The sequence below is a fragment of the Kitasatospora sp. NPDC006697 genome, from assembly GCF_042869935.1.
Lineage (GTDB): Bacteria > Actinomycetota > Actinomycetes > Streptomycetales > Streptomycetaceae > Kitasatospora.
This window is the reverse complement of record NZ_JBIAGU010000016.1, coordinates 121,877-147,391: the sequence shown is the minus strand read 5'-3', so window position 1 is coordinate 147,391 and position 25,515 is coordinate 121,877. Positions and strand designations below refer to the sequence as shown.

At 72.3% G+C, this 25,515-nt stretch carries 24 protein-coding genes; 15 read left to right on the top strand and 9 right to left on the bottom strand.

Translation table 11 applies throughout. The features are described from left to right. The first annotated feature begins 6 nt into the window (after positions 1-6). The 9 genes from ACFYNO_RS22855 (at position 7) to ACFYNO_RS22815 (ending at position 8,753) form a co-directional block, all read left to right on the top strand. Positions 7-912 (top strand): carbohydrate ABC transporter permease, encoded by a 906-nt coding sequence (locus tag ACFYNO_RS22855; protein WP_388015297.1) that lies wholly within the window; start codon positions 7-9, stop codon positions 910-912. Positions 913-975: 63 nt separating this feature from the next. Then, positions 976-2,997 (top strand): hypothetical protein, encoded by a 2,022-nt coding sequence (locus ACFYNO_RS22850; RefSeq protein WP_388015294.1) that lies wholly within the window; start codon positions 976-978, stop codon positions 2,995-2,997. Beyond that, positions 2,994-3,341 carry an L-rhamnose mutarotase gene (locus ACFYNO_RS22845; protein ID WP_388015291.1) on the top strand — a complete coding sequence of 116 codons (348 nt, stop codon included), beginning with the start codon at positions 2,994-2,996 and terminating at the stop codon, positions 3,339-3,341. Before ACFYNO_RS22850 ends, ACFYNO_RS22845 begins: the two co-directional genes overlap by 4 nt. Beyond that, complete coding sequence (locus tag ACFYNO_RS22840) at positions 3,338-4,237, top strand: amidohydrolase family protein (protein WP_388015288.1); 900 nt, start codon at positions 3,338-3,340, stop codon at positions 4,235-4,237. Before ACFYNO_RS22845 ends, ACFYNO_RS22840 begins: the two co-directional genes overlap by 4 nt. Next, positions 4,234-5,277: a zinc-binding dehydrogenase gene (locus ACFYNO_RS22835; protein WP_388015285.1), complete on the top strand. Its 1,044-nt coding sequence runs from the start codon at positions 4,234-4,236 to the stop codon at positions 5,275-5,277. Before ACFYNO_RS22840 ends, ACFYNO_RS22835 begins: the two co-directional genes overlap by 4 nt. Then, the gene (locus tag ACFYNO_RS22830; RefSeq protein WP_388015282.1) at positions 5,274-6,035 is read left to right on the top strand and encodes an SDR family NAD(P)-dependent oxidoreductase; all 762 of its coding nucleotides are present in this window, start codon (positions 5,274-5,276) and stop codon (positions 6,033-6,035) included. Before ACFYNO_RS22835 ends, ACFYNO_RS22830 begins: the two co-directional genes overlap by 4 nt. Beyond that, a complete protein-coding gene (gene eda / locus ACFYNO_RS22825) occupies positions 6,032-6,685 on the top strand; it encodes a bifunctional 4-hydroxy-2-oxoglutarate aldolase/2-dehydro-3-deoxy-phosphogluconate aldolase (RefSeq protein ID WP_388015279.1) in 654 nt (217 codons plus the stop codon). Before ACFYNO_RS22830 ends, eda begins: the two co-directional genes overlap by 4 nt. Then, the gene (locus tag ACFYNO_RS22820; protein WP_388015276.1) at positions 6,682-7,719 is read left to right on the top strand and encodes a PfkB family carbohydrate kinase; all 1,038 of its coding nucleotides are present in this window, start codon (positions 6,682-6,684) and stop codon (positions 7,717-7,719) included. Before eda ends, ACFYNO_RS22820 begins: the two co-directional genes overlap by 4 nt. A 35-nt stretch (positions 7,720-7,754) precedes the next feature. Further along, positions 7,755-8,753 carry an aldo/keto reductase gene (locus ACFYNO_RS22815; RefSeq protein ID WP_388015273.1) on the top strand — a complete coding sequence of 333 codons (999 nt, stop codon included), beginning with the start codon at positions 7,755-7,757 and terminating at the stop codon, positions 8,751-8,753. A gap of 594 nt (positions 8,754-9,347) precedes the next feature. On the opposite strand, the gene ACFYNO_RS22810 is transcribed toward ACFYNO_RS22815, so the two are convergent. Both ACFYNO_RS22810 and ACFYNO_RS22805 read right to left on the bottom strand, forming a co-directional pair. Beyond that, on the bottom strand, positions 9,348-10,178 hold the full coding sequence (locus ACFYNO_RS22810) for a site-specific integrase (RefSeq protein WP_388015448.1): 831 nt from the start codon (positions 10,176-10,178) through the stop codon (positions 9,348-9,350). Then, positions 10,132-10,464: a hypothetical protein gene (locus ACFYNO_RS22805; RefSeq protein ID WP_388015445.1), complete on the bottom strand. Its 333-nt coding sequence runs from the start codon at positions 10,462-10,464 to the stop codon at positions 10,132-10,134. The genes ACFYNO_RS22810 and ACFYNO_RS22805 overlap by 47 nt, the downstream gene beginning before the upstream one ends. Before the next feature lie 816 nt (positions 10,465-11,280). Between ACFYNO_RS22805 and ACFYNO_RS22800 the strand changes: the two genes are divergently transcribed. After that, positions 11,281-12,996: a GAF domain-containing protein gene (locus tag ACFYNO_RS22800; protein ID WP_388015442.1), complete on the top strand. Its 1,716-nt coding sequence runs from the start codon at positions 11,281-11,283 to the stop codon at positions 12,994-12,996. Between the two features lie 46 nt (positions 12,997-13,042). Here ACFYNO_RS22800 and ACFYNO_RS22795 read toward each other — a convergent pair whose 3' ends face one another. The 6 genes from ACFYNO_RS22795 to ACFYNO_RS22770 all read right to left on the bottom strand — a co-directional run bounded on the left by ACFYNO_RS22795 (position 13,043) and on the right by ACFYNO_RS22770 (position 18,044). After that, entirely contained in the window at positions 13,043-13,456 is a 414-nt protein-coding gene (locus tag ACFYNO_RS22795; RefSeq protein ID WP_388015270.1) for a pyridoxamine 5'-phosphate oxidase family protein, read from the bottom strand. A 112-nt stretch (positions 13,457-13,568) separates the two neighbouring features. Then, positions 13,569-14,267, bottom strand: a complete 699-nt coding sequence (locus ACFYNO_RS22790) for a response regulator (protein WP_388015267.1) — start codon at positions 14,265-14,267, stop codon at positions 13,569-13,571. A gap of 267 nt (positions 14,268-14,534) precedes the next feature. Beyond that, the gene (locus tag ACFYNO_RS22785) at positions 14,535-15,317 is read right to left on the bottom strand and encodes an MIP/aquaporin family protein (protein ID WP_388015439.1); all 783 of its coding nucleotides are present in this window, start codon (positions 15,315-15,317) and stop codon (positions 14,535-14,537) included. A 243-nt stretch (positions 15,318-15,560) separates the two neighbouring features. Further along, entirely contained in the window at positions 15,561-16,412 is an 852-nt protein-coding gene (locus tag ACFYNO_RS22780) for a hypothetical protein (RefSeq protein ID WP_388015264.1), read from the bottom strand. Positions 16,413-16,460: 48 nt separating this feature from the next. Next, complete coding sequence (locus ACFYNO_RS22775; protein ID WP_388015261.1) at positions 16,461-17,111, bottom strand: hypothetical protein; 651 nt, start codon at positions 17,109-17,111, stop codon at positions 16,461-16,463. 48 nt (positions 17,112-17,159) lie between these two features. After that, positions 17,160-18,044, bottom strand: a complete 885-nt coding sequence (locus ACFYNO_RS22770; protein ID WP_388015258.1) for a universal stress protein — start codon at positions 18,042-18,044, stop codon at positions 17,160-17,162. A 344-nt stretch (positions 18,045-18,388) separates the two neighbouring features. Between ACFYNO_RS22770 and ACFYNO_RS22765 the strand changes: the two genes are divergently transcribed. Genes ACFYNO_RS22765 through ACFYNO_RS22745 form a run of 5 tightly spaced genes read left to right on the top strand, consistent with a single transcriptional unit; the run spans position 18,389 to position 23,977 of the window. Continuing rightward, entirely contained in the window at positions 18,389-19,897 is a 1,509-nt protein-coding gene (locus ACFYNO_RS22765; RefSeq protein ID WP_388015255.1) for an APC family permease, read from the top strand. Between the two features lie 18 nt (positions 19,898-19,915). Then, entirely contained in the window at positions 19,916-21,139 is a 1,224-nt protein-coding gene (locus ACFYNO_RS22760) for an arginine deiminase (RefSeq protein ID WP_388015252.1), read from the top strand. Positions 21,140-21,166: 27 nt separating this feature from the next. Further along, positions 21,167-22,171: an ornithine carbamoyltransferase gene (gene argF / locus ACFYNO_RS22755; protein ID WP_388015249.1), complete on the top strand. Its 1,005-nt coding sequence runs from the start codon at positions 21,167-21,169 to the stop codon at positions 22,169-22,171. Positions 22,172-22,173: 2 nt separating this feature from the next. Further along, the gene (locus ACFYNO_RS22750; RefSeq protein ID WP_388015246.1) at positions 22,174-23,169 is read left to right on the top strand and encodes a carbamate kinase; all 996 of its coding nucleotides are present in this window, start codon (positions 22,174-22,176) and stop codon (positions 23,167-23,169) included. 22 nt (positions 23,170-23,191) lie between these two features. Further along, positions 23,192-23,977, top strand: coding sequence for an HPF/RaiA family ribosome-associated protein (locus ACFYNO_RS22745; RefSeq protein ID WP_388015243.1), 786 nt, complete (start codon positions 23,192-23,194; stop codon positions 23,975-23,977). A gap of 524 nt (positions 23,978-24,501) precedes the next feature. Here ACFYNO_RS22745 and ACFYNO_RS22740 read toward each other — a convergent pair. After that, positions 24,502-25,377 (bottom strand): universal stress protein, encoded by an 876-nt coding sequence (locus tag ACFYNO_RS22740; RefSeq protein ID WP_388015240.1) that lies wholly within the window; start codon positions 25,375-25,377, stop codon positions 24,502-24,504. Between the last annotated feature and the right edge of the window lie 138 nt (positions 25,378-25,515).

Below are 25,515 nucleotides of genomic sequence, written 5' to 3'. Positions count from 1 at the left end.
AGCGTCATGACCCGAGCCCCACACCGCAACTCGCGGCGGCAGCGATTCCTGCGGCAGGCACCGTCCCGGCTGGCGGCCGGCTCCGTACTGGCGCTGTTCGTGCTCTTCTTCGCGCTGCCCGTGCTGTGGCTGCTCCTCGCGGCAACCAAGACCGACCAGCAGTTGGTCAACGACAACCCGCTCTCCTTCGGCTCCCTGGGCGCGCTCAAGGCCAACTGGGACGCACTCACCGGATTCCAGGACGACGCGATCCTGCAGTGGCTGGGCAACTCCGCCCTGTACGCGGTGGTCTCACTGGTCATCACGCTCTGCGTGTCCATCCCGGCGGGCTACGCCCTGGCGATGACCGAGTTCCCCGGCCGGCGCACCCTGCTGATCTCGACCCTGGTCGTGATGCTCATGCCCAGCGCCACCCTGGTGGTCCCGCTCTTCCTCGAGGTCAACGCGGCGCACCTGATCGGCACCATGTGGTCGATCGTCCTGCCGTACTCGTTCTACCCGTTCGGGGTGTACCTCACGTACATCTACTTCTCCACCGCGATCCCCAGGGACCTGCTGGCGGCCGCGCGGATGGACGGCTGCTCCGAGTTCGGCGTCTTCCGGCACATCGCGCTGCCGCTGGCGACCCCGGTCGTCGCGCTGGTGGGCTTCTTCAGCTTCGTCGCCAACTGGACCAACTACTTCCTGCCCTACGTCATGCTCCCCGACAGCAGCCAGATGCCGATCCAGGTCGGTGTGGGCAGCCTGCTCAGCAACGTGCCGCAGTTCAACCCGACCGCAGGTTCCCTCGCTATCGAACGCCCAGAACTGGCCCTCGCGACCCTGGTGGCCATCTCACCGGTCCTGATCATCTTTCTGTTCGCCCAGCGCTTCCTTGTCAGCGGGATGCTCGCCGGCGCCACCAAGGAGTGACACCGCTCCCGGCCGCCGCACCCAAGATCCGCCATCCCGCCGTACCGATCGGAGATTCCTCCCATGTCCTTCAGCTCCGCTGACCTCCTCCCCACCGAGGACCCCGCACCGTCCGGCGCACTCTCCGGTACACAGCCCGGCAAACCGGAGGATGCGCCGGGCGCGCCGCCGGAGATCCTGGCCGCCGTGCCGCTGCTCGAAGCACCCGGCTGGGCCGTGGCCCAGCGGGCCCTGTTCGACCTGCTCGACCAGGCTTGGCGGCGCTTCGCCGAGGTGTTCACCGGTCCGGACGGCCGGCTGAACTACAACGGCGAATTGACCACCCGTGACGGCGTGGACGACTTCTACGAGGTGTTCTTCAACTGGCCGCAGCTGTACCTCCTCGGCGGCTCCGAGGAGGTGCTTGCCGCCAGTGAGAAGCACTGGGAGGGCGTGACCCGCCAGCTCACCGAGCTGGGCATGCTCAAGGACGAGTACGAGCGCGGCTACGACTGGTTCCACCAGGGCGAGAGCCTGCTGCTGCTCTACTTCCTGTGCATGGCCGCCCCCGACCGCTGGTCCGAGCGCGCCCTGCGCTTCGCCGAGCTGTACGTCGATCCGGCCCACGGCAACTACGACCCGCAGCACCGGATCATCACCCGGCCGCACAATGGCAGCGACCCGGACCGCACGGGCCTGTCCGACGGCGACGTCTACCCCTGGCTGCAGAAGGAGGCGGACACCTACGGCTACCCGCTGGAGTGGCTTCCGGAGGCCGAGGGCGGCCCGTTCCCGCTCGACTCGGACCCGCGGCTGGGCGCGCAGATGCGCGAGCGGATGGGCGTCGGCGACACCGCGGTCAACCTCGCCGCGGCCGGGCTGGTCCTGAACGCCTGGATCCTGACCCACGAGGAGCGCTACCGCGACTGGATCGTGGACTACGTCGGCGCCTGGCGGGAGCGCACCGAGGCGAACGGCGGCGTGATCCCGGACAACGTCAGCCCGGACGGGGTGGTCGGCGGTCTGCACGAGGGCCGCTGGTACGGCGGCCACTACGGCTGGTCCTGGCCGCACGGCTGGCACAGCGTGGGCCACGCGGCGACCGTAGCGGCGCTCGCGGCGGCCACCGTCACCGGCGACGACGACTACCTCTCGATGGTCTCCAGCACGCTGGACGCCATGATCGACCAGGGCAAGGTGATGCCGCACACCGAGGCCGACTCCAGCCTGCCCACCAAATGGGCGGTCGAGCTGGCCGAGGACAAGCACACCCCGACCCTCCACCTCCCCTTCCGCTACAAGGACTCGGGCTGGTTCGACTACAACCCCGCCACCCCGCCCGTCCCGGTGGCGCTGTGGCACCACACGGCCTCCGCCGCCGACCGCGACCGCCTGGAGAAGCTGCGCGAGGCCGACGGCATCGACTGGCGCACCGTCCGGCCGTTCCGCGCCAAGGAGGAGTCCGCGCACGAGAAGGCCTGGTTCGCCTTCCTGGCCGGCGACGACCCCGGCTACCCCGAGCGGATCCTGGCCACCGCGCAGGCCCAGATCCGCCACCGCCTGCGGCGCGTCGAGCGGTACAAGGACCTGGACGTGCCCGAGGCCGACATCCACGTCTGGCAGCAGTGCAACCCGGTCGCCACCGAGGCCCTCGTGCAGCTGACCTGGGGCGGTCCGCAGGTGCTGTACCAGGGCGGCCTGCAGCAGGCCCGGGTGCGCTACTACGACGCCCAGGACCGTCGCGCTGGCCTCCCGCAGGACGTGGCCGCCCTGGTCAGCTCCATCGACCCCGAGGCCACCACCGTCGAGCTGGTCAACCTCTCGCCCGAGGCGGACCGCACGGTGATCGTCCAGGCCGGCGCCATGGCCGAGCACACCATCACCTCGGTGCGGTACACGACCTGCGCGGACGACGCCTGGATCGGCGACATGTACGACTACGGCCACACCGAGCCGGTGGTCAGCGAGGCGCAGGCGGCCGCCGACGGCGCGTTCCTGACGGTCCGGCTGCCCGCCTCCACCCGGATACGCCTCACCCTCGGGCTTGCGCTGCGCGCCAACACCCCGACCTACCGCACGCCGTTCGACCAGGAGGAGTCCGCGTGAAGCGCCTCGCCCAGACCATCAGGCTGCGGCCCGAACACCGCGAGGAGTACCTCCGGCTCCACTCCGCCGTCTGGCCCGGGGTCGAGGCCGCCCTGCACCGGGCGAACATCCACAACTTCAGCATCTTCCTCCACGGCGACGTGCTCTTCGGCTACCTGGAGTACACCGGCGAGGACTTCGAGGCCGACATCGCGATCCTCGAAGCCGACCCCGAGACGCAGGAGTGGTGGAAGCTCACCGACCCCTGCCAGGAGCCGTGGCCCGACCGCGGTGACTCCCGCCAGTGGACCGAACTCACCGAGATCTGGCACCTGGGTCCGCCGGCCGAGGCGGACCGCCCGTGACCACCGACACCGCTTCGCTCGTCGACGCCCACCACCACCTGTGGAACCTCGCCGAGTACCCTCAGTCCTGGCTCGATGCGCCGGGCCTGGAAGCGGTCCGCCGCACCTTCACCCCTGACGACCTGCGAGCCACTGCCACCCAGGAGGTGGCGGGCCGTCAGCTGGGCGGCACGGTGGCCGTGCAGTGCGTGCCGGAGGTGCCCGAGACCGAGCTGCTGCTCGCGCTCGCGGCGCGGGAGCCGCTGATCGAGGCCGTGGTCGGCTGGGCGGACCTGACCTCCCCGGCGATCGGCGAGGTGCTCGACGGCCTGCTCGCCGGGGAGGGCGGTGCGTACCTGCGGTCCCTGCGCCACCTGGTGCAGGGCGAGACGGACCCGGCCTGGCTGCAGCGCCCCGAGGTCGAACGCGGCCTCGCGGCGGCGCGGGACCGCGGGCTCCGGTACGACGTCCTGGTCCGCAGCCACCAGCTCGACCAGGCGGTCCGGCTCGCCGAACGCCTGCCGGACCTGCCGCTGGTGCTGGACCACGCGGGCAAGCCGGACCTCGTCCGAGGCGAACTGTCCGACTGGGAGCGGGAGTTGCGCCAGCTGGCCGACCACCCGCAGGTCGTCTGCAAGGTGTCGGGACTGATCACCGAGGCCGACCACACCAGCTGGACCACCGCCGACATCCGCCCCGCGTGGGACGTGCTGCTCGCCGCCTTCGGACCCGAGCGGCTGATGTTCGGGTCGGACTGGCCGGTCGCGAACCTTGCGGGAGGCTGGAACCGCTGGGCCGCCACCGTGGACGAACTGCTGGGCGGCCTCGCCGAGAGCGAGATCCAGGCGATCCTCGCCGGCACCGCGACCGCCTTCTACGGCCTCCCCTCCGCTGACGACACCCTGGAAGCACCATGACACTCGCAGTCCGCTACCTGGCCGCCCGCACGCTGGACACGGCGCCCGCCGAGAGCCCCGAACCCGGCCCCGGCCAGGTGGAACTGGCCCCCGCCTACGTCGGCATCTGCGGCACCGACCTGCACATCTTCCACGGTGACATGGATGCCAGGGTCAAGACGCCCGCCGTCCTGGGCCACGAGATGTCCGGCCGGATCGTCCGGGTCGGCCCGGGTGTGGCCGACTGGCAGGCGGGGGACCCGGTCACGGTGATGCCGCTGCGCTGGGACGGCAGCTGCCCGGCGTGCCTGAAGGGTCATCAGCACATCTGCCAGCACCTGGACTTCATCGGCATTGACTCCCCGGGGGCCATGCAGCAGCGCTGGATCGTGCCCGCCGACACCCTGGTCCGACTGCCCGAGAGCGTGCCCCTGGAGCAGGCCGCCCTGGTCGAACCCACCGCGGTGGCCGTCCACGACGTGGGTCGGGCCGGCGTGCAGCCCGGCGAGCGGGTCGTCGTGGTGGGCGGCGGACCGGTCGGGATCCTGATCGCCCTGGTGGCGCAGGCGGCCGGCGCCGAGGTGCGGGTGGTGGAGCTGAGCGCCCACCGGCGCAAGCTGGCCGAGGAGTCGGGCCTGGCCACCTGGGACCCGGCGGCCGAGGACGTCGTGGAGGCGGTGCGGCAGTGGACCGGCGGCGCGGGCGCGGAGGTCGCCTTCGAGGTGTCCGGCGCGGCGGCGGGGGTCGACACCGCGGTCGAGGTGCTGGGCGTGCGCGGCCGGCTGTGCCTGGTGGCGATCCACCCGCGGCCCCGCGAGATCAACCTGCACCGCTTCTTCTGGCGCGAACTCACTCTGGTGGGCGCCCGGTTGTACGACCGCTCGGACTTCGAGAAGGCGGTCGAGCTGGTCGCCGACGGCTCGATCCCGGCCGAGCGCCTGATCAGCAAGGTCGTCCCGCTCACCGAGGCGCCTGCCGCGTTCGAGGCCCTGGAGGGCGGCGGCGACGTGATGAAGATCCTGGTGGACTGCCGCACCCACACCGAGGGAGCCGTCGCATGACCGCCTTCGACCTGACCGGCAGGCTCGCCGTCGTCACCGGTGCCCGCCGCGGCATCGGCCGGGCCATGGCACGCGCGCTCGCCGAGGCCGGCGCGGACGTGATCGGCGTCAGCGCCTCGCTGGAGGAGTCCGGCAGCGCAGTGGAGAAGGACGTCCTGGCCGCGGGCCGCACCTTCGAGGCGATCCGGACCGACTTCGCCGACCCGAGCGCCGTCCGGGCCCTGGGCGCCGACCTCGCGGGCCGGGAGCGGCCGGTGGACATCCTGGTCAACAACGCGGGCACCATCCGCCGGGCACCGGCGGCCGAACACTCCGACGCCGACTGGGAGTCGGTGATCCAGGTCAACCTCACCGCACAGTTCGCGCTGACCCGGGCGGTGGGCGCGGCCATGGTGGCCCGCGGCCAGGGAAAGATCATCTTCACGGCGTCGCTGCTCAGCTTCCAGGGCGGCATCACCGTCCCGGGCTACACCGCCGCCAAGCACGGCGTCGCCGGCCTCACCAAGGCGCTCGCCAACGAGTGGGCCCAGCACGGCGTCAACGTCAACGCCATCGCGCCCGGCTACATCGCCACCGACAACACCCAGGCCCTGCAGGACGACCCGGTGCGCAGCCAGGCCATCCTGGACCGCATCCCGGCCGGCCGCTGGGGTCGGGCCGAGGACCTGGGCGGCGCCACCGTCTTCCTCGCCTCGGACGCCGCCGCCTACATCCACGGCACGATCCTTCCCGTCGACGGCGGATGGCTGGGCCGATGAGCGCGGACCTGGACGCCGTGCTGGACGGCGCGCACATCCTGCCGGTCCTGACGGTGCGTCAGCCGGCCGCAGCCGCATCGCTGGCCGACGCGCTCGCGGCGGGCGGCGCCCGGTGCGCCGAGGTCACCTTCCGGACCCCGGACGCCGAGCAGGCGCTGCGGGTGATGGCGGCGCACGGGGGCCTGGCCGTGGGCGCCGGCACCGTGGTCACCCCCGAGCAGGCGGAGCGGGCCGTGGCGGCCGGGGCCCGCTTCGTGGTCTCGCCCGGCTACGACGAGGACGTCGTCGCGAAGTGCCGCGAACTGGGCGTTCCCGTGGTGCCCGGCATCGCCAGCGCCACCGAGCTGATGCGCGCCCTGCGGGACGGCCTCGAAACCGTCAAGCTCTTCCCCGCCGAGTCCATCGGCGGTCTGGGCACGCTGCGCGCGCTCGCGGCGCCCTTCCCGCGCGTGCGGTTCGTGCCGACCGGCGGGATCGGCGCCGCCGAGCTGGCCGGCTACCTCGCCGTGCCCGCGGTGCTCGCCGTCGGCGGCAGTTGGATGGCGACCACCGCCCTCCTGGAGAGCGGCGACTACGCGCAGATCCGTCGGCTGACGGCCGAGGCGGTGGCGGTGGCCGCGGCTTCGGTTGCCGCGAGGAGCGCGCCGTGATCGAGGTGGTGGCCCTCGGCGAGGTCATGCTGCGGCTCGACCCGGGGGAGGGGCGGATCAGCACCTCCCGCACCTTCCACGTGTGGGAAGGCGGCGGCGAGTACAACGTCGCCCGCGGGCTGCGCCGTTGCTTCGGCCGGCGCACGGCCGTGGTGACCGCCCTCGCCGACAACGCGGTGGGCCGGCTGGTCGAGGACCTGGTCCTGCAGGGCGGTGTCGACACCTCGTGGATCCGCTGGGTGCCCGACGACGGCATCGGCCGCACCGCACGCAACGGCCTCAACTTCGTCGAGCGCGGCTACGGCATCCGCGGCGCACTGGGCGTCAGCGACCGCGCCCACACCGCCGTCTCCCAACTGCGCGAGGGGGACGTCGACTGGGACGCCGTCTTCGCGGGCGGCGTGCGCTGGTTCCACACCGGAGGCATCTTCGCCGGCCTGTCCGACACCACCGCCGAGGTCGCCGACGAGGCGATGACCGCGGCCCGCCGGCACGGCGTCACGGTCTCCTACGATCCCAACTACCGCGCGAGCCTGTGGGCCGACCGCGGCGGACCGGTGCGGGCCCGCGAGGTCGACCTGCGCCTCGCCCGGCACGCCGACGTGGTGGTGGGAGCGCTGGGCCTGGCGGGCGGGCATCCCGGCGACACCCGGTTCGGCGCCGACGAGGTGGCGGACGCGCTCGCCACGGTGGCCGAGCTGCTGCCCGAGGTGAAGGTGCTCGCGACCACTCTGCGCGAGGTGCCCTCGGCCGGGGTGAACGACTGGACCTCGGCGGCCTGGTCACCGCAGACCGGGTACGTCACCGGCCCCCGCATGCCCGGACTGCACGTCCTGGACCGCATCGGCTCCGGCGACGGCTTCGCCGCCGGACTGATCCACGGCCTGCTCACCGGTGCCTCCCTGGAGCACGCCCTCGCCTATGGCACGGCCCACGGCGCCCTCGTCATGACCACCCCCGGAGACGTCTCCATGGCCTCACTCGCCGAGGTGGAGGCGCTGATCGCGGGCGGCTCGGCCCACGTCAGACGCTGAACCGCACCCCTCGTCCGCATCCCCAGGAGTTCCCCGTGCACCACCGGAAGATCCAGAACACGTCGGTCGCGGTCACCGAGCTCGGCTTCGGAGCCGCGGTGATCGGCAACCTCTACCGCGAGACCTCCGACCAGGAGGCGTCGGCCGCAGTCGACGCCGCCTGGGACGCGGGCATCCGGTGCTTCGACACCGCGCCGCACTACGGCCTCGGCCTGTCCGAGCGGCGCCTTGGCGCCGCCCTGCGCGACCGGCCGCGCGAGGAGTACGTCGTCTCCTCCAAGGTGGGCCGGCTGCTCGTGCCCAACGAAGAACCCCGCGGCACCGACACCGACGGCTTCGCCGTCCCCGACGACCTGCGCCGCCAGTGGGACTTCAGCCGCAACGGCGTGCTGCGCTCGATCGAGGAGACCCTCACCCGCACCGGGCTGGACCGGCTCGACATCGTCTTCCTGCACGACCCCGACGACCACTGGCGCCAGGCCGCCGACGAAGGCATGCCCGTCCTCGCCGAACTGCGCGACCAGGGCGTGATCGGCGCCATCGGCGCGGGCATGAACCAGTCCGCCATGCTCGCCCGCTTCCTGCGCGAGACCGCCGCCGACGTGGTGATGCTCGCGGGACGCTACACCCTGCTCGACCAGTCCGCGCTGGACGACGTCCTGCCGGCCGCGCAGGAGCACGGCAAGAGCGTCGTCGCGGTCGGCGTGTTCAACTCCGGTCTGCTCTCGCGCGACCGGCCCACCAAGGGGATGAAGTACGACTACCAGGACGCCCCGGCTGACCTGGTCCAGCGGGCGCTGGCCATCGCGGAGGTGTGCGAGGCGTATGGCACCACCCTGCCCGCCGCCGCCATAGCCTTCCCGTACACGCATCCCGCCGTCGTCAACGTCACCCTGGGCATGCGAACCCCGCAACAGGTCGAGCAGAACGCGGAACTGCACCGGCGGACCATCCCGGCCGGCCTCTGGGACCAGCTGCGCACCGAGGGCCTGATCCGACCGGAGGTACCGCGCACGGCCTCTCCGACCGCCTGACACGTCACCCTATTCCATCGACGGCAGTCCCCAAGAAACCGCTTCGGATCGGGACACCGGGCGAAGAGATCCCGGCGGTCCTCGGCGAGGACGGACGCGTCTTCGCCTCTCCGAGCTGACCGGCGACATCGCCGGGGCCTTCCTCGCCTCCGGCGGGACGGAGCGGGTCCGGGAGGCGCTGGCCGAGCTCGACCGGGCCGGGATGGGGATCGGCGCGCCGGTCGCCCGCCCAGGCAAGGTGGTCTGCATCGGTCGGCCTCGGGCCGTGGCCTACAAGACCGCGCCGACCGCTGCCCAGCGCGGGCCGTGGGCGGACAACCCGGTGGGATGGTTCAGTGCCGGCTACGGACCGTTCCGCCGGCTCGCGGGCAGATCGGGCGAGGTCCAACGACGCATGGCAGGGACGGGCGCCGTGGCCCGGCTCACCAGCCTCTTCCACGAGGACGCCTCGCTGGCCGAGGGGGTCAGCTGGCTGATCGAGCAGCACCTTCGCTCACTCGAACTCCGCCCCGGGGCGGCTGAACTGAAGCGCACGGCGCTGGAGATCCTCGGTGACGAGCTTCTGCCCGACGACTACACCATCGGGGCTGGGGGTCAAGGGGTCGCAGGTTCAAATCCTGTCGTCCCGACTTGCATCACTGCAGGTCGTAGGCCGTTTCCGCCTCTGGCGGGAACGGCCTTTTTGATGTTCCGTCGGCTGGTGGTCGCAGTGTGGTCGCCGGGCCACATCGGCCAGGCGGCATTCGGTTCGTTTTCCTGTGGCGTCTGATGGGCGGCCAGGCGGTGGTGGGGGCGCGGGTTCTGGTGCCAGGGGCGCCGGGTGCGGCAGGCGGGCTCGCCGAGGACGGTGCGGTCGGCGGTGGTGAGGGTCCAGGCGATGGCGTCGACGGCCGCCCGTTCCGCGAGGCGGGTGAGTTCGGCGTAGATGTTCGCGGTGGTGGACAGGGTGCGGTGGCGCAGGGTCTTGGAGACGACTGGGAGCGGGACGCCTGCGGCTAGGGCGAAGCCGGCGGGGAGGTGGCGCAGGTCGTGCAGGGCGATGCGGGGGACGCCGGCCTTGTCGCAGAGCAGGTGGAAACGGTCGAGGACGGTCTTGGGATGGAGCGGACGGCCGTGGCGGTGGAAGACGTAGCCGCCGGCGGGGGTGATCTGGCCGAAGGCGCGTGACCCTGTTCGCTCGTCGAGGGCATCGACGACACGGTCGGAGAGTGCGGCCCAGGCGCGACTGCCCTTGGTCTTCGGAGCGGTGAGCAGGAGCTGGTTGTTGTCGATCGCGGAGAGCGTCGCGCCGATGAACAGGGTGCGCTCGGGCAGGTGGACGTCGTCCCAGCGCAGGGCCAGGACCTCGCCCTTGCGCATGCCGGTGCCGATCATCAGCTCAGCGAGGTCGGCATAAAGCGGGTCGACGAGATGGGTGAAGCGCAGGAAACGAGCCGCCTGCTCCTCGGTCCACAGGTGCCGTTCGGCTGCGGCGGGGCGCGAGATGAGCGGGGGGCTTCGCGAGGTTGCGAGGGAGGCGTTCGCCGGTGACGGCGTCGCTGAGGGCGCTGGAGAGGGTGGACATGATCCGGTGGACGGTGACCCTGCCCCGGTGTCGGCGCAGCTGGTCGGTGACGAATGCGGCCAGGTGCTGGCGGGTGAGGTCGTCGAGAGGGATGGCGCCGAGGGCGGGGATGAGGTCCTGGGTGATGTAGTCGCGGTAGCGGGCGATCGTGGTGGGCTTGCGGTGGAGCTCCTTCTCGGCGAGCCAGCTGGTGAGGTAGTCGGCTGTGCTCTGCCTTGGGTCTGTGACGACGCCGAGGGGCAGGGACTCGTTGAAGCGCCTCAGCGCGATGCGAGCGTCGAGTTCGTCCGGGAAGCCGGAGCGGCGGATGGTGCGGCGGCGGCCGTCTGCAGAGGGAGCGTCGACAGCGAATCCCCGCTGCCGTGGCGAGGGTCAGCGGCGAGGTGCGGGCAGCGGGTGCCGAGCTGGCGGTGGTGGTCGTCGCGGCAGCCGCAGCGCCGGTAGACGCGCCCGCGGTCTTGGTTGCCGGCGCGGGTGGGTGAGCGGCGCATGGTGATCGCCTCGAAGGGTCGAGCGTGCGGGATCTTCCACTCCCAAGTCTGCGCTCGCGAGGCGACCACTGTGCGATCACAAGCTCATAAAAGCGCCGCTGACCTGCTGATCTCCCTTGATCAGCGAGTGGGGGAGAACAGAGCGGGTGGCGGGGCGCCGGGTTGCTGCCGTGTCCGGGGGAGAGGGGTCAGATGAGCCGGTCGCGGTGGCGGGCGGTGGTTGCGCGGACCAGCCGGGCGGAGTCTTCGCGGGTGCGCTACTGGTGCTGTTCGGCCTGTTCGTCGGTCCAGTCCTCGGCGTCCGCGTCGGTGTCGTCCCCAAGTCGTCGCGCGGGGTGGCGCCGGCACCGGTGAGGCCGAGGAATGCGGTCCCGTGCGAGCCGTTCATGGGTCTCACCGCTCTCCCTTACATCTGCGAGAATCGCTCGCGGGTACCGCTGCCGTGCGGGTGCCGGGACCGGAGGAGGCCAGCGTGGGCGGGGACGAAGTGGCGCGCTCGCGGATTCCGCAGCTGCGGCTCGATGAACTGCTGGAGGAGCTGCAGGCGCGGATCGATGCGGCCCGTGGGACGCGGGACCGGGTGCACAGCCTCCTGGAAGCCGTGTTGTCGGTCGGGCGGGAACTGGATCTGACGCAGGTGCTGCGGCGGATCGTGGAGGCCGCCGCCGTGCTGGTGGACGCCCGTTACGCGGCGTTGGGCGTGATCGGTCCGGATGGTGAGTCGCTGTCGCAGTTCCTGACGGTCGGGATGTCGGAGGGGGAGATCGCCGGGATCGGTCCCTATCCGACCGGCAAGGGCCTGCTGGGCGAGTTGATCAGCCACCCCGAGGCGCTGCGGCTCGGCGACCTCTCGCAGCACGGGGCGTCGTACGGTTTCCCGGCCAACCATCCGCCGATGCGGACCTTCCTCGGGGTGCCGGTGCGGGTGCGTGAGGAAGTGTTCGGCAATCTGTACCTGACCGACAAGCACGGTGGTGAGGACTTCAATGCCGACGACGAGTCGGTGATCGCGACGCTGGCGGTGGCAGCCGGGGTCGCGATCGACAATGCGCGGTTGTACGAGGAGGCGCAGCGTCAGCAGCGGTGGTTGAGGGCGAGTGCGGAGATCACCCGCAGTCTGCTGTCGGGCAGTTCGCACTCCCAGGTAGTGGAGCTGATCGCGCAGCGGGCACGGGAGATCACCGGCGCCGAGCTGGCGGACATCGTCGTGCCGCAGGCCGACGGTGAGACGCTGAGGGTGGAGTTCGCGCTCGGGGGCAACGCGCCCAAGCGGTCGGGCCTGGTGGTGCCGCGGGAGGGCACACTTTCGGGGGCGGCCTGGACGCAGGGCGCCCAGGTCAGCACCGCGGATCTGGCGACCGATCCGCGTCTGACCGGTGATCCGCGGCGGCTGGAGCGGCTGGGGTCGGCGGTGGCGGTGCCGCTGGGGCGGGCCGAGGGCCACATCGACGCGGTCCTGCTGCTGGCTCGTGGGGTCGGGGAGGCGTTGTTCACCGAGCGGGAGATCGCTCCGCTGCTCGGGTTCGCCGACCAGGCCGCGCTGGGGCTGGAGCTGGCGAACCGGCGCCGTGACGCCGAGCAGCTGGCGATGCTGGAGGACCGGGACCGGATCGCCCGGGACCTGCACGACCTGGCGATCCAGCGGCTGTTCGCCACCGGGATGACTCTGCAGAGCGCGGCCCGCTTCATCGAGCACCCCGGGGCCTCGGAGCGGGTGTTGCGCGCAGTGGGGGACCTGGATGAGACCATCAAGATCATCCGTTCGACGATCTTCGGGCTGCGGGCCCGGGACGAGGCGTCGGGCAACGGCCTGCGGGCCCGGGCGGTGAAGGTGGTCGAGGAGGCGCAGGCGGCGCTGGGCTTCGCGCCGAGGCTGAGCATGGAGGGCCTGTTGGACACCGATGTCCCGACCCTGGTGGCCGACCACGTGGTCGCGGTGCTGGGCGAGGCGTTGAGCAACGCGGCCCGGCACGCGCAGGCGGGACGGGTCGAGGTGCTGCTGCAGGCGACGGGGGCCAAGGTCGTTCTGACGGTGCAGGACAACGGCGTGGGCATCCCGGAGCAGGGCCGGCGCAGTGGCCTGCGCAACCTAGCGGAGCGCGCCGAGGGCGTGGGTGGCGAGCTGGAGCTGGCGAGCCCGCCGGACGGCGGGACGCGGCTGGTGTGGTCGGCGCCGCTCGGCTCCTGAGGACGATCGCCCGTCGGCGCCGATCGTGTCGGCGTGGCGCCGGTGGTCAGATCCGGCCGGTCGGGGCGGCCGGAAGCAGGCGGCCGGTGACGAGCTCCGGGCGGATCCGGATGGACACCTGGCCGGGCCCCCTGGGCCAGGTGTCGTGCTGCTGCGGAACTGCTGCGACCTCGGCCTGGCCCAGCACGGTGACACTCCAACCAGTGCCGTCCGACCCGCTGACCTCGCCCGCCTCGAAGGCCACCAGAGCGCCGGACACGGCGCGCACCAGCTCGGACTCCGCGGCGGCGCGCAGCAGCACGCTTCCGTCCTCGCCGAGGTGGTAGCGGGCCGGCAGCACGGCGGGCAGCGCGTGCACGGTGTAGACGATGCGGCCGACCGGCACGGTGGCCAACAGCTTCATGCACTGCTGCTCGTCCAGTGGCGTGTGATCGGTCGGTGGGATCTGATCTGGCTTCATGGGATTGATGGTCGCCTTGGATCCGTGCCCGGGTGAGAGGTCGAACGTCCCTGAAGGCCGTCAGGTGGTCCCGGGGCGGGGCGGTCATCGCGCCCGCCGCGAGCCCTGGGGTTCACCGCCCGGGACGGCCGGGTGCGTGGTCGTGGGCGGCCAGGGCCTGGGTGGCGATGACGGCCGCCTGCACGCGCCGCTCGACACCGAGCTTGGCCAGCAGTCGGGAGATGTGGTTCTTCACGGTCTTCTCCGCGAGATAGAGCCGTTCGCCGATCTGGCGGTTGGTCAGACCTTCGCCGATCAGGGCGAGGATCTCCCTTTCACGATCGGTGAGTTCGGGAAAGGCCGGAGCTTGCGGACTCGCGTCGCCGCGCAGCCGGGCCATCAGCCGGGTGGTGGCGCCCGGGTCCAGCATGGACTGCCCGGAGGCGACCGTGCGCACGGCGGAGACCAGGTCGGTGCCGCTGATCTGCTTGAGTACGTACCCGGCGGCACCGGCCATGATGGAGTCGAGCAGGGCTTCCTCGTCGTCGAAGGAGGTGAGCATCAGGCAGGCCAGGCCGGGCATCCGCGAGCGCAGTTCCCGGCAGACGCTCACGCCGTCGCCGTCGGGCAGCCGCATGTCCAGGATCGCGACGTCCGGACGAAGCGCCGGAACGCGGGCGATCGCCTGCTCGGCGGTCGCGGCCTCGCCGACCACGGTCAGGTCGGGCTCGGCGTCCAGGAGGTCGTGCACGCCCCGGCGGACCACCTCGTGGTCGTCAAGGAGGAACACCTTCACCGGGTTGCTCACACCGGCCACCGAGCTGTCCGCCATCACCGCTCCATATCCAAGGACCCGCCCTGCGGCGGTCGGGTCGAACCTGAGCGTAGTTTGCCGGGTGTCCGGGGGGCGGCATAGGGCCGAACGGCCCTTTGCCGTCCCCCGGACCGGATTGTCGTGCTGGGGGCTCGGCCTGACCGCCACGAGTGAGTCATCCCTGGTGTGTCGACCATGGGGGTCGCTCCCGGACGACCGCCCGCAACGACGGAACGGCCGGCCGCGACGATGGTGCTCGCGGCCGGCCGGTGGAGCCGATGGGAGTCAGCGGAGCCAGGCGTGGTCGCGGACCACCGGCAGGGCGGCCCAGCGGCGGCCGAGACCCCAGGTGCCGCCCGCCCCGGCGCAGGCCAGAGCGATCAGCATCAAGGCGGGGACGCCCTGGGCCGCGAGGGCGGCGGCGGGTGACGGTGCGCCACGCAACAACCAGGCCAGCGGGACAGCGAGCAGTGCACCGAGCAGCGGGCCCGCGAGGTAGATCCACAGGCCGTCGAGGTGCCCAGCGACGAGCGCCGGCGCGAGGCTGCGGGCGGGGTTCATCGAGGCACCACTGAGCGGGCCGGCCCACAGGCCGGCCAGCGCGACGTAGCTGCCGACCGCGATGGCCGCGTTGTGGCCGATGTTGCGAGCCCCGGAGGCGGTGCCGAGGACGACGGTGACCAGCCCCAGCGTGAGGACCAGTTCCAGTACGAAGACCGCACCGTCACCCACCCCGGGTTCCGGGGCGCTGGCGCCGAGGCGGCCGGCAGTGCCGAACAAGGCCCGGAGCAGCCCGGAGGCAGCCGTCGCACCGGCGAGCTGGGCGAGCAGGTACCCGGGCACGCGCCGCCAGGGGAAGTCGCCTCGGGCCGCGAAGGCCAGCGTGACGGCGGGATTGAGGTGCGCGCCGGAGGTCTCGCCAAGGCTGTAGACCAGGGCCAGCACCATGGCCCCCGGCGCTATGGCGGCGGCCGCGTGTCCGACGGCGCCGTGGGAGAGCGTCATGGCCACACCGCCGCCGGCGGCGACCAGCACCAGGAGGAACGTGCCCACCGCCTCTGCGGTCAGCCGCCGCCAACGTGGGTGGTATCACTCGGCAGCGGCCGCAGCCGGCGCCTGTGGTTGCCGGTGGAGCCCAGTGGGACCGGATCTCGTGCAGGTCACCTGTTGAGCGTGTGTCATCTCCGGTTCCTTCCGTGCGTGGGGTGTCTTCGCATCATCAGGAAAGCGGAGGAGTGAGTGCGGGGCCGAGGACCGTAGGTCCCTGTTCGGCGGGCCGAGGGGCATCGTCGGACGGCGTGGGTGGTTCGTTCAGGTGGCGACCGGCAGGACCGCGCCGACTGCGTTGGGCTCCTCCGGCAGCGGGTGGCCGCCGCGGACGGGAGGGAGCCGGTGGGCTTGGGTGTCGGCGATGCGCAGCAGGATCTGGGGCGTGCGGCGACCCGGGAGGGTGTCGGCCAGCCGGGCGTTGAGGTCGCGGTGTTCCATTGGCTGGAGTGACAGTTCTGTGCCGAGGCCGTGCAGGGTGAGCAAGAGCATGACGTGCTGCAGCGCCCGGCCGGCTCGTAGCCAGTCGGCCGGACGATCGTTCGCGGTGGTGAGCAGCACATCGGTGGTGGCCGGCGAAGCGGAGCGTTCGTGGTCGGGGCCGTCGCGCAGGGTACGGCGCCGACCGGGGCTCAGGTGGTGCAGTTCGGCGCCGTCGAGCCGCGCGGCCGCGGCGAGTTCGGCGATCACCGCCGCAGGCACCGGCTCGACCGGGGCTGAGGGAGAGGCCGTCGACGGGCCGGGGGGCCCGTGGCGGAGCGCTCGGTGAAGGTCGGGGCGGCGTAGCCGGGCAGCGCGTGGTCGTCCGGCCAGGCGCACGGTGGCCAGCAGATCGGGCCGACCCGAGTGGGGCAGGAGGCGCACGACGGGCTCGCGGTCGTATCGGACCGCGGTGGCCTGGAGGTTGCCGAGCGCAGTGCCGGCCGACAGGTGCAGGGCGCGGATGTCCGCCCCGCTTGGCGCCGGGGTGCGCCGCGGTTGGGCGTGCAGGTGGAGGGTTTCTGCGGTCTGGTCGAGGTGTAAGCGCCAGGACGGGGAGCTTCCGAAGGAGGGTGCCTCGGTCGCGGCGGTGGTGAGCGCGTGGGCGAGGTCGTCGTCGAGGGTGGCGGGTGTCAAGGCAGTGCCGTCCGTTCGGGCGGGTAGGCGGTCGTAGCTGTGGAGGGTTCAGCCGAGCCGGGGGTCGCCGGTGCCGGGCCGTTGGGTGGCACGTCCGCTCCACAGGGGTTCGGTCTCGGCCCAGGCGTGCTGCCATGCGGCGCCGGTGCGGCGGTTCAGGGAGCTCAGTCGCAGGCCCAGGCCGCCGGCGATGAGGACGAGCAGGCAGCCGAGGAGGGAGAGGCCGAGAGATACGGCGTCGGAGACCAGGTCGGCGGTGCTGGGCGGGGCCGTGGCGAGTTGGCCGGTGTCACCGACCCACAGTCCGATGGTGGAGTTCGCGTTGGCGCGGTGGTTGATCTCCACGGTGCCGGTGTGCGACTGCTCGACGGGGTAGGTCCAGGTGGCTGTTGCCCGGTACTTGGCGGCCAGTGTGGTGGTGTCATCGGTGGTGGGACGGGCCGGGGTGAGCAGAACGGCTTCGAGGTGGTGCAGGCGCGATGCCGCGGCGGCGGCGCGGTGTTCGGCGGAGTCGAAGTCGCTCCAGGCGGCGGTGCCGCCGAGCAGGAGAGCCAGGCCCGTCGCGACGGCGGTGAGGAGCCATGCGCGGCTGCGACCTCGGTCCTCGGGGCGGGCCAGCTCGTTGCGTTCGGTGCCGAGGGCTCGGAGCAGGCTGCGGCGCCATGGGCGGGTGGGACGGGTGCGGGGATTGCTGGTCATGGTCAAAAGGTCCTTCGGAGGTCGGTGTGCGGTCGAGGAGGGGCGGGCTCAGGCGTGCGGGACCACCGCTACCGGGACGGCACAGTGGTGGAGCACGGCGTGCGCGACCGGGCCGAGCCGCATACCCAGGGGGTGGCGGCGGTCGCGGCGGCCGACGACGACCACGTCGGCTGCATCGCCGGCGGTGACCAGGGCGTGTGCCGCGCTGCCGTGCCGGATCTCGGTGACCACCGGGACGTCCGGGTACGCGGCTCCCGCCGCGGCGAGCGCCTCGCAGAGCAGTCGCCGCAGCGCAGCCTCGCGTGCTGCGATCTCCGAGCGCGGCGGCACCCAGCTCGTGGCGGCCCACAGCGGTACCGGGTCCCAGCCATGGACGGCCCGCAGGTGAGCGCCGCGCCGGGCGGCCTCGGCGAATGCGAAGTCGATGACGGTGTCCGGCGGTTGAAGGGCGTCCACCCCGACGACGACCTCGCCCCGCTCCGCCGTTCCGTCCTTGGGGGAAGCCGACCCCTCGGCCCGGACGAGCACCAGCGGGGTGGTGACGCGCGCCGCCATCGCGAGCGCGACCGAGCCGGCCAGAAGCCCCGCGAAGCCGCCGAGGCCGCGTGAGCCGAGGACGAGGAGGTCCTGCCGCTCGGCGGCCCTGACCAGCGCGTCGACCCGGTCGTCGCCGACCACGGCGGTCTCGACGACGAGCGCCGGGTGCTCCTGGCGGATGCGGTCGGCGATGTCGGCGAGCGCCCGCAGTGCGGCCGGGCGCAGGTCGCCGGGCCGGAAGCCGCCGGTGTCCTCGCCGTCCTGAGGACTGAGCCAGGGCCAGGCGTGCAGCAGCCGCAGCGGGACGCCGCGGCGCACCGCCTCCCCGGCGGCCCAGCGGGCCGTGGCCTCGCTGCGCGGGGATCCATCGATTCCGGTCAAGACGTAATGCGTCATCGGTGCCCTCCTCCGAAGGTGTCGGTCGGGTGCGTGTGGCCAGGACCGCTGAAGGCCCGGCGCCCGGAAGAACTCTGTCCCTGGCGGCGTGGGCGGGCACAGGGACCGACCGGGCCGAGGGCGGGGCCACTGGTCCCGGAGGGCACTGTCAGCACTGGTGCGGCGGATGGCCCGGGCGGGTCCTTCGGGACCACCAGGACGCTGGGTGGGGACCCGTGGCGCCGGGATCAGGGCCCGATGGTCCCTGGGGGGCTCTGGGGCCGCGACCCGAGGATCGTCATCGTGATCGACCGGCACACCGGTGCCGGTCGACCTCCCCGAGCGCATCGCACAAGGAGTCTCTGATGTCCGTACCCGACCGTGTAGGTCCACAGCGACCGGCGTCCGACGAACCGCCAGGATCGGCCGGCGGGTTCGGGCTGCCCACCGCGACCGCGCTGGTGGTCGGCAGCATCATCGGAACCGGAGTCTTCGCGCTTCCGTCGGCGTTCGCCCCGTTCGGTCCGATCGCACTGGTGGCGTTCGTCCTGGTGACGATCGGCGCGCTGGCGCTGGCCGCCGTGTTCGGGCGGTTGTCCGAGCGGGTGCCGGGCAGCGGCGGACCGTACGTCTACGCCCGGGAGGCGTTCGGCGAGTTCGCCGGCTTCCTGACCGCCTGGTCCTACTGGATCACCGCATGGGCGGGCAACGCGGCCATCGCGGTGGCCTGGGTCGGCTACGTGGAAGTGTTCGTCGACAAGGGCCACCACACCTGGGGGTCGATCGCGATCGCGCTGACCGGCCTGTGGGTGCCGGCCATCGTCAACCTGACCGGGGTGCGCAACATCGGCGCCTTCCAGGTCGTCACCACGGTCCTGAAGTTCCTGCCGCTGGCGTTCATGGCCACCGCCGGCCTGCTCTTCATGAAGTCCGCGAACTTCGGGGCCTTCAACGCCAGCGGCGGATCCGCGCTCGGCGCGGTGTCAGCGGCCGGGGCCATCGCGCTGTTCAGCTACATCGGCCTGGAGACCGCCTCGGTGGCCGCCGGCCGCGTCCGCGATCCGAAGCGGAACGTCCCACGGGCCACCGTGTACGGCACGCTGGCCTGCGCCGCGATCTACCTGCTCGGCACACTGGCGGTCTTCGGCACCGTCCCGCACGCACAACTCGGTTCTTCCACCGCGCCGTTCACCGACGCCATGAACAACATCGCGGGCGGCCACTGGGCCGGGAACCTGGTAGCGGTGGCGGCGATCCTCTCGGGTCTCGGAGCGCTCAACGGCTGGACCCTCATCTGCGCCGAGATGCCGATGGCGGCAGCCCGCGACGGACTCTTCCCGGCGGCCTTCACCGGCACCCGGGGCCGCAGCGAAGTGCCCGCCTTCGGCATCATCTCGGCCACCGTCCTCGCCTCGGTACTCACCGTGGTCAGCTACACCCGCTTCACCAAGGTCTTCACCGAGATCGTGCTGCTGAGCGTCCTCACCGCGGTGATCCCCTACCTGCTCTCGGCGGCCGCCCAGCTGTACTGGCTGGTCCGGCACGGCCGCGAGCAACTCGACCGGCGCCGCTTCGCACGGGACGCCACCATCGCACTGCTCGCCCTGGCCTTCTCCTACTGGTCGATCCAAGGCAGCGGCTACCAGACCGTCTACTACGGCCTGTTCACCATCCTGCTCGGCATCCCCGTCTACATCTGGCTCAAGCGCCCGCACACCGAAAGCGGCGCCCTGGCTGTGACGGAACCCGACAGCACGACCGGCGCCGCCACTTCGGACGCCGCGGCGCCGATGCCCCACGCGGCCCGGGCCGTGCGCCTGGTTGGCCTGCCGACCATCCTGCGCCGCGCGCTGACCCCGCGTCACCAGCACTGAACCCCGAGGAGACCACCGATGTCCACCCTGCGCGTCGATTCCGAGGCCGGCCGCCTGCGCCAGGTCATCCTGCACCGCCCCGGCCTGGAGCTCTCCCGGCTGACCCCCGGCAACGTCGACGACCTGCTCTTCGACGACATCCTGTGGGCCAAGCGCGCCCGCGAGGAGCACGACGCCTTCGCCCAGGTGCTGCGCGACCACGGCGTGCGCGTGCACCACTACGCCGACCTGCTCGCCGAGACCCTCGACCTCGCACCCGCCCGAGCCTGGCTGCTCGGGCAGGTGGTGACCCCGGCCACCGTCGGCCCCGCGCTGATGGAACCGGTCCACGAGCTGTGCCTGCAACTCGACGGCCACACCCTGGCCGAGTACCTGATCGGCGGCGTCCTCAAGACGGACCTGCCGCTGCGCAACCCGCACAGCCTGGTCTGGAACACCGCCGGCGAGCACGACTTCGCCCTGCCGCCACTGCCCAACCACCTCTTCCCCCGCGACAACTCCTGCTGGATCGGCAACCGGTACACCCTCAACCCGATGGCCAAGCCGGCCCGCCGCCGCGAGACCCTGCACACCGCCGCGATCTACCGCTTCCACCCGCTGTTCGCCCAGACCGTGCCCGCACTGCTGGACGGCACCACGACGGCTCCCGGGCTGAGCCTGGAGGGCGGCGACGTGAACGTGCTCGCCCCGGGCGTGGTCATGATCGGCATGGGCGAGCGCACCACCGCCCAGGCCGTCGAAGCCCTGACCCAACAGCTGTTCCTGCACGGGGTCGCCCACCAGGTGATCGCGGTGCGGCTGCCCGAGAGCCGGGCGTTCATGCACCTCGACACCGTCATGACGATGATCGACAAGGACACCTTCGCGCTGTACCCGGGCCTGGCCGACCGGTTGCGCTCCTGGACCCTCACCCCCGCGCCCGAGCGCCCGGCCGGCTTCGACGTCACCCCCGACACCGACCTCGCAGCGTCACTCGCCGAGGCACTCGGCCTGGACAAGGTCCGCCTGCTCTCCGCCGAGCAGGACGTGCGCGCCGCCGAACGCGAACAGTGGGACGACGGCAGCAACTTCCTCGCCCTGGAGCCCGGCGTCGTCGTCGGCTACGAGCGCAACACCACCACCAACACCTACCTGCGCAAGCAGGGCATCGAGATCGTCACCATCGCCGGCTCCGAGCTCGGCCGCGGCCGCGGCGGTCCGCGCTGCATGAGCTGCCCCATCCAGCGCGACCCCGCCAACTGACCCGCACTCTCCCAAGGAGCCCACATCATGACCAGCACCCTGCACGGCCGCCACTACCTTCGCGAACTCGACTTCACCGCCACAGAGATCCACCACCTGCTCGACCTCGCCGCCGAGCTGAAGACCGCCAGGGCGGCCGGCACCGAGCGGCAGCAGCTGATCGGCCGCCGTATCGCACTGATCTTCGAGAAGAACTCCACGCGCACCCGCTGCGCGTTCGAGGTCGCCGCCGCCGACCAGGGCGCGACCACCACCTATCTGGGCCCCGACAGCTCCCACATCGGTCACAAGGAGTCCGTGGCCGACACCGCCCGGGTGCTGGGCCGGATGTACGACGGCATCGAGTACCGCGGCTTCGCCCAGCAGACCGCCACCGAACTCGCCCGCCACGCCGGTGTTCCCGTCTTCAACGGCCTGACCGACGAGTGCCACCCCACCCAGAGCCTGTGCGACGTGTTCACGATGCGCGAGCACAGCCGCAAGCCGCTGGAGCGGATCTCCTTCTGCTACCTGGGCGATGCCCGCAACAACACCGCCAACTCGCTGATGGTGATGGGAAGTCTGCTCGGCATGGACGTGCGGATCGCGGCCCCGCGCGAGCTGTGGCCGGACCCGCTGCTCGTCTCGGAGTGCCTGCTGCTCGGCCAGGAGAGCGGTGCCCGGTTCACCCTCACCGACCAGGTCGAGGAGGCGGTGTCGGGCGCCGACTACCTCTACACCGACGTGTGGGTCTCGATGGGTGAGGACCACGGACGCTGGAAGGAGCGGATCGACCTGCTGCTGCCGTACCAGGTCAACGCCAAGGTCCTGGCCGCCACCGGCAATCCGGACACGGCCTTCCTGCACTGCCTGCCCGCCCTGCACGACACCCGTACCGACCTCGGCGCCGAACTCGCCGCCGAACACGCCCTCACCGGCCTGGAGGTCACCGACGAGGTCTTCGAGTCCCCGGCCTCCCTCGTCTTCACCCAGGCCGAGAACCGCATGCACACCATCAAGGCGATCCTGGTCGCCACCCTCGGGAGGGACTAACCATGCGCATCGTCGCAGCCCTCGGCGGCAACGCCCTGCTCCAGCGCGGGGAACACCCCGACGCCGCCGTCCAGCAGCACCACGTCCACGACGCCGCCCGCTCATTGGCCGAACTCGTCCTCGCCGGACACGAGGTGGTGATCACCCACGGCAACGGACCGCAGATCGGCCTGCTCGCCCAGGAGAGCGAAAGCGACCCTGCGCTCACCGCGCCCTATCCGCTCGACGTGCTCGGCGCCCAGACCCAGGGCATGATCGGCACCCTGCTCGCCCGCGAACTCGCCGGCCGCCTGCCCGGCCGCATGGTCACCGCCCTGGTCACCCACACCGAAGTCGACGCGCACGACCCGGCCTTCGAGCACCCGGACAAGTTCATCGGCGGACAACTCACCGACCACCAGGCGAGGATGGCCGAACTCGACCGGGGCTGGACCTGCGCCCGCGACGGTGCTCACCTGCGCCGGGTCGTCCCCTCGCCCGAACCGCGCGCGATCGTCGAACTGCCGGCCATCCGCGCGCTGCTGGCCGGCGGAGCCGTGGTGATCGCCGCCGGCGGCGGCGGTGTCCCGGTCGTCCGCAACGGCGACACGGGCCTGCTCCGCGGGGTCGAGGCCGTCGTGGACAAGGACCGCACGGCGGCGCTGCTCGCCGAACACCTGGACGCGGACGCCCTGTTGATCCTCACCGACGTGACCCACGTCTTTACCCGGTTCGGCGCCGGCCACCCGGGGCCACTGGTCACCGCCACACCCGAGCAACTGCGCGAGCTCGACCTGCCGGCCGGCTCGATGCGCCCCAAGGCCGAGGCCGCTGCCGCCTTCGCCGAGCACACCGGCAACCTCGCCGCCATCGGCCCGCTGGACGACGCCCTCGGCACCGTGCTCGGCAGCACCGGGACCACCGTCCGCGCGCTGCCCGCACCGGGTGATCGGGGACCTGCGGCCCTGCCGGCGGGACCTTCGGCCCACCACCGGGCCGCACCGCACGCGACAGTCTGAACTCACGAGGAAGGGAACTGCGATGAACCGCCTGCAGACCGGGCCCGTCACCGATGTCCTGGTGGAGACCCGCGGAGAGGTCACCCTGGCCGCGCCGGACTACGCCAGGACGAAGATGCTCGCCGTACTGGGTCGGCTGGGCGAGCCGGTCCTCGCCGCCCGGGTGAAGCTCACCCAGGAGGCCAACCACGCGATGGCGAAGCCCTCGCTCGCCCAAGCCGTCGTCGACCTTGGCGGCACACCGGTGCGGGCCCACGTGGCCGCTGCCACCATGCAGGAGGCCGTCGACCTGCTCCAGGACCGCCTGAACGCCCGGATCGCCCGCGTCCGCGGCCACCGGGACCACCACCGCCACCACACGACGGTGCTGCTGGACGTGCCGGACGGCGCTCGGCACGCGCACCGCCCGCAGCGCCACGCCCGCCCTGCGCAGGAGCGGCGGATCGTGCGGCACAAGTCCTACAGCCTGGCGCGGCAGACAGCCTGGGAAGCGGTGCTCGAACTGGAGGCCATGGACTACGACTTCCACCTGTTCACCGACGCGGTGAGCGGCTGCGACAGCGTGGTCCACCACGACCCGGCCGACAACGGCTACCGGCTGGCCGCCACCGGCCCGCAGGCCGAACCGCTACCGGGACTGCCGGCGAGCACACTCGACGTGCCCCGGCTCACCGTCGCCGACGCAGCCGCGCGCCTGGACCTGAGCGGCCTGCCGTTCGTCTTCTTCACCGACGCCGCCACCGACCGCGGCAACGTGCTGTACCACCGCTACGACGGCCACTACGGCCTCATCACTCCTGCGCTGTAGGGAGCGCGGGGCAGGCCCGGCGGCTGTGGGGGTTCGACCGGGCACGAAGTGCGAGAGCCGGGGACGGTGTGGGGCCGTCCCCGGCTCTCGCCTTTCCGCCTTCCGCCGCACGGTCGAGCTGAACTCGCGCGGTGGAGCCGGCCTCGTCGCCCCGGTGCACTGCTTGCACCGTGCGCCGGCGGAGCACAGCCACTGTGCGCTGAGGAACTGCGCCGCCGCTCCTTGACCAGGTCAGGCACAGCTCGGCCCGTATCCGCCGGATGCCAGCACGGAAGGCGAGGGTTCGACCGGGTGGCGTGGCAGCGGTCCCGCTGGACAACGGACCACCCGTCCGGAGCCCCCCAGGGGCAGTGAGCGCCGATGCCGGGTACCCGCTCACGATCGGTGCCGATCCGGGCGGCTCGCGCCGAGTGCCGGGTCCGGCGAACTCCTCCAGAGGATCGGCGCGCGGGCAGGGGCACGCGAAGAAGGCGGTGGACGCCGGCTGTGCCGGGGTCCACCGCCCTCGATGCGGTGGGGGTGGGTCAGTCGTGCGGTACGACGGCGACCGGTGCCTGAGCGTGGTGGAGCACGGCGTGGGCGACCGGCCCGATCCGCAGGCCGGCGTGGTGCTGTGGGCGGCGTCGGCGGCCCACCACGACGAGGCCCGCATCGGCGCAGGCGTCGACCAGGGCCGCTGCGCCGCTGCCGATCCGACTGTCCTGGACCACCGGGACATCGGGGTACTTCTCCTGCCAGCCGGTCATCGCCAGCGTGAGGAGTTCGTCCTCGATCGCCCGGAACTGCTCGGCCTCGGGCTGCGGGGCCACCCAGCCGGCGTACCCCCAGACCGGAGGCGGCGTCCAGCCGTGCACGGCGCGCAGCACCGCCCCGCGCCGCGCGGCCTCGCGGAACGCGAAGTCGATGACGTCCGCGGCAGCCTCGCGGGTGTCCACGCCGACGACGACCTCGGGTTCCCCGGGCCCGGTGCGGCGGTCGGTCTCACCAGAGCGGATCAACACGGTCGGGACCTCGCTGCGGGCGATGACGGCCAGGCCGATGGAGCCGACCATGAGCCCGCCGAAGCCGCCGAGCCCGCGGGAACCGAGAACCAGCATGCGGGCGTCGGCGGCCGCGTCGACCAGCACGTCGACGGGCTCGCCGCCCCCGATCAGCTCGGCGCGGATCTCCAGGCCAGGATGCGTGTCCTCCACCGCTCGCTTGGCGTCGGAGAGCATGCGCGTGGTCAGGGCACGGACGTCGGCGGGCTGGCCGGAGTCGGTGTGGAGGTCGTCGAGCCAGGTCTGTGCGTGGACCAGGCGCAGCGGCACGCCGTGGCGGGCGGCTTCGTCGGCCGCCCAGCGGGCGGCGGCGAGGCTTTCCGCCGAGCCGTCGACGGCGGCGAGCAGGTGATCGGCCATGAGATGTCCTCTCCGGGATGGGCCGGGGTGCGGTGATCGTGCCGGACAAGTCTTCGCGGGCACGGATTTCCCGGCCAGGGCCGACCGGCGCCCGGCGACCGGCCCGAAGGTCCCGCACCGGGCGCCGGCTCTGCGCCG

What these genes read in the sequence shown, in the direction of transcription:
- ACFYNO_RS22855 (WP_388015297.1), top strand. Translation starts at nt 7, where the DNA reads ATGACCCGAGCCCCACACCGCAACTCGCGGCGGCAGCGATTCCTGCGG.
- ACFYNO_RS22850 (WP_388015294.1), top strand. Translation starts at nt 976, where the DNA reads ATGTCCTTCAGCTCCGCTGACCTCCTCCCCACCGAGGACCCCGCACCG.
- ACFYNO_RS22835 (WP_388015285.1), top strand. Translation starts at nt 4,234, where the DNA reads ATGACACTCGCAGTCCGCTACCTGGCCGCCCGCACGCTGGACACGGCG.
- ACFYNO_RS22830 (WP_388015282.1), top strand. Translation starts at nt 5,274, where the DNA reads ATGACCGCCTTCGACCTGACCGGCAGGCTCGCCGTCGTCACCGGTGCC.
- eda (WP_388015279.1), top strand. Translation starts at nt 6,032, where the DNA reads ATGAGCGCGGACCTGGACGCCGTGCTGGACGGCGCGCACATCCTGCCG.
- ACFYNO_RS22795 (WP_388015270.1), bottom strand. Translation starts at nt 13,456, where the DNA reads ATGAAGCCAGATCAGATCCCACCGACCGATCACACGCCACTGGACGAG.
- ACFYNO_RS22790 (WP_388015267.1), bottom strand. Translation starts at nt 14,267, where the DNA reads ATGGCGGACAGCTCGGTGGCCGGTGTGAGCAACCCGGTGAAGGTGTTC.
- ACFYNO_RS22775 (WP_388015261.1), bottom strand. Translation starts at nt 17,111, where the DNA reads ATGACCAGCAATCCCCGCACCCGTCCCACCCGCCCATGGCGCCGCAGC.
- ACFYNO_RS22770 (WP_388015258.1), bottom strand. Translation starts at nt 18,044, where the DNA reads ATGACGCATTACGTCTTGACCGGAATCGATGGATCCCCGCGCAGCGAG.
- ACFYNO_RS22765 (WP_388015255.1), top strand. Translation starts at nt 18,389, where the DNA reads ATGTCCGTACCCGACCGTGTAGGTCCACAGCGACCGGCGTCCGACGAA.
- ACFYNO_RS22760 (WP_388015252.1), top strand. Translation starts at nt 19,916, where the DNA reads ATGTCCACCCTGCGCGTCGATTCCGAGGCCGGCCGCCTGCGCCAGGTC.
- argF (WP_388015249.1), top strand. Translation starts at nt 21,167, where the DNA reads ATGACCAGCACCCTGCACGGCCGCCACTACCTTCGCGAACTCGACTTC.
- ACFYNO_RS22750 (WP_388015246.1), top strand. Translation starts at nt 22,174, where the DNA reads ATGCGCATCGTCGCAGCCCTCGGCGGCAACGCCCTGCTCCAGCGCGGG.
- ACFYNO_RS22745 (WP_388015243.1), top strand. Translation starts at nt 23,192, where the DNA reads ATGAACCGCCTGCAGACCGGGCCCGTCACCGATGTCCTGGTGGAGACC.
- ACFYNO_RS22740 (WP_388015240.1), bottom strand. Translation starts at nt 25,377, where the DNA reads ATGGCCGATCACCTGCTCGCCGCCGTCGACGGCTCGGCGGAAAGCCTC.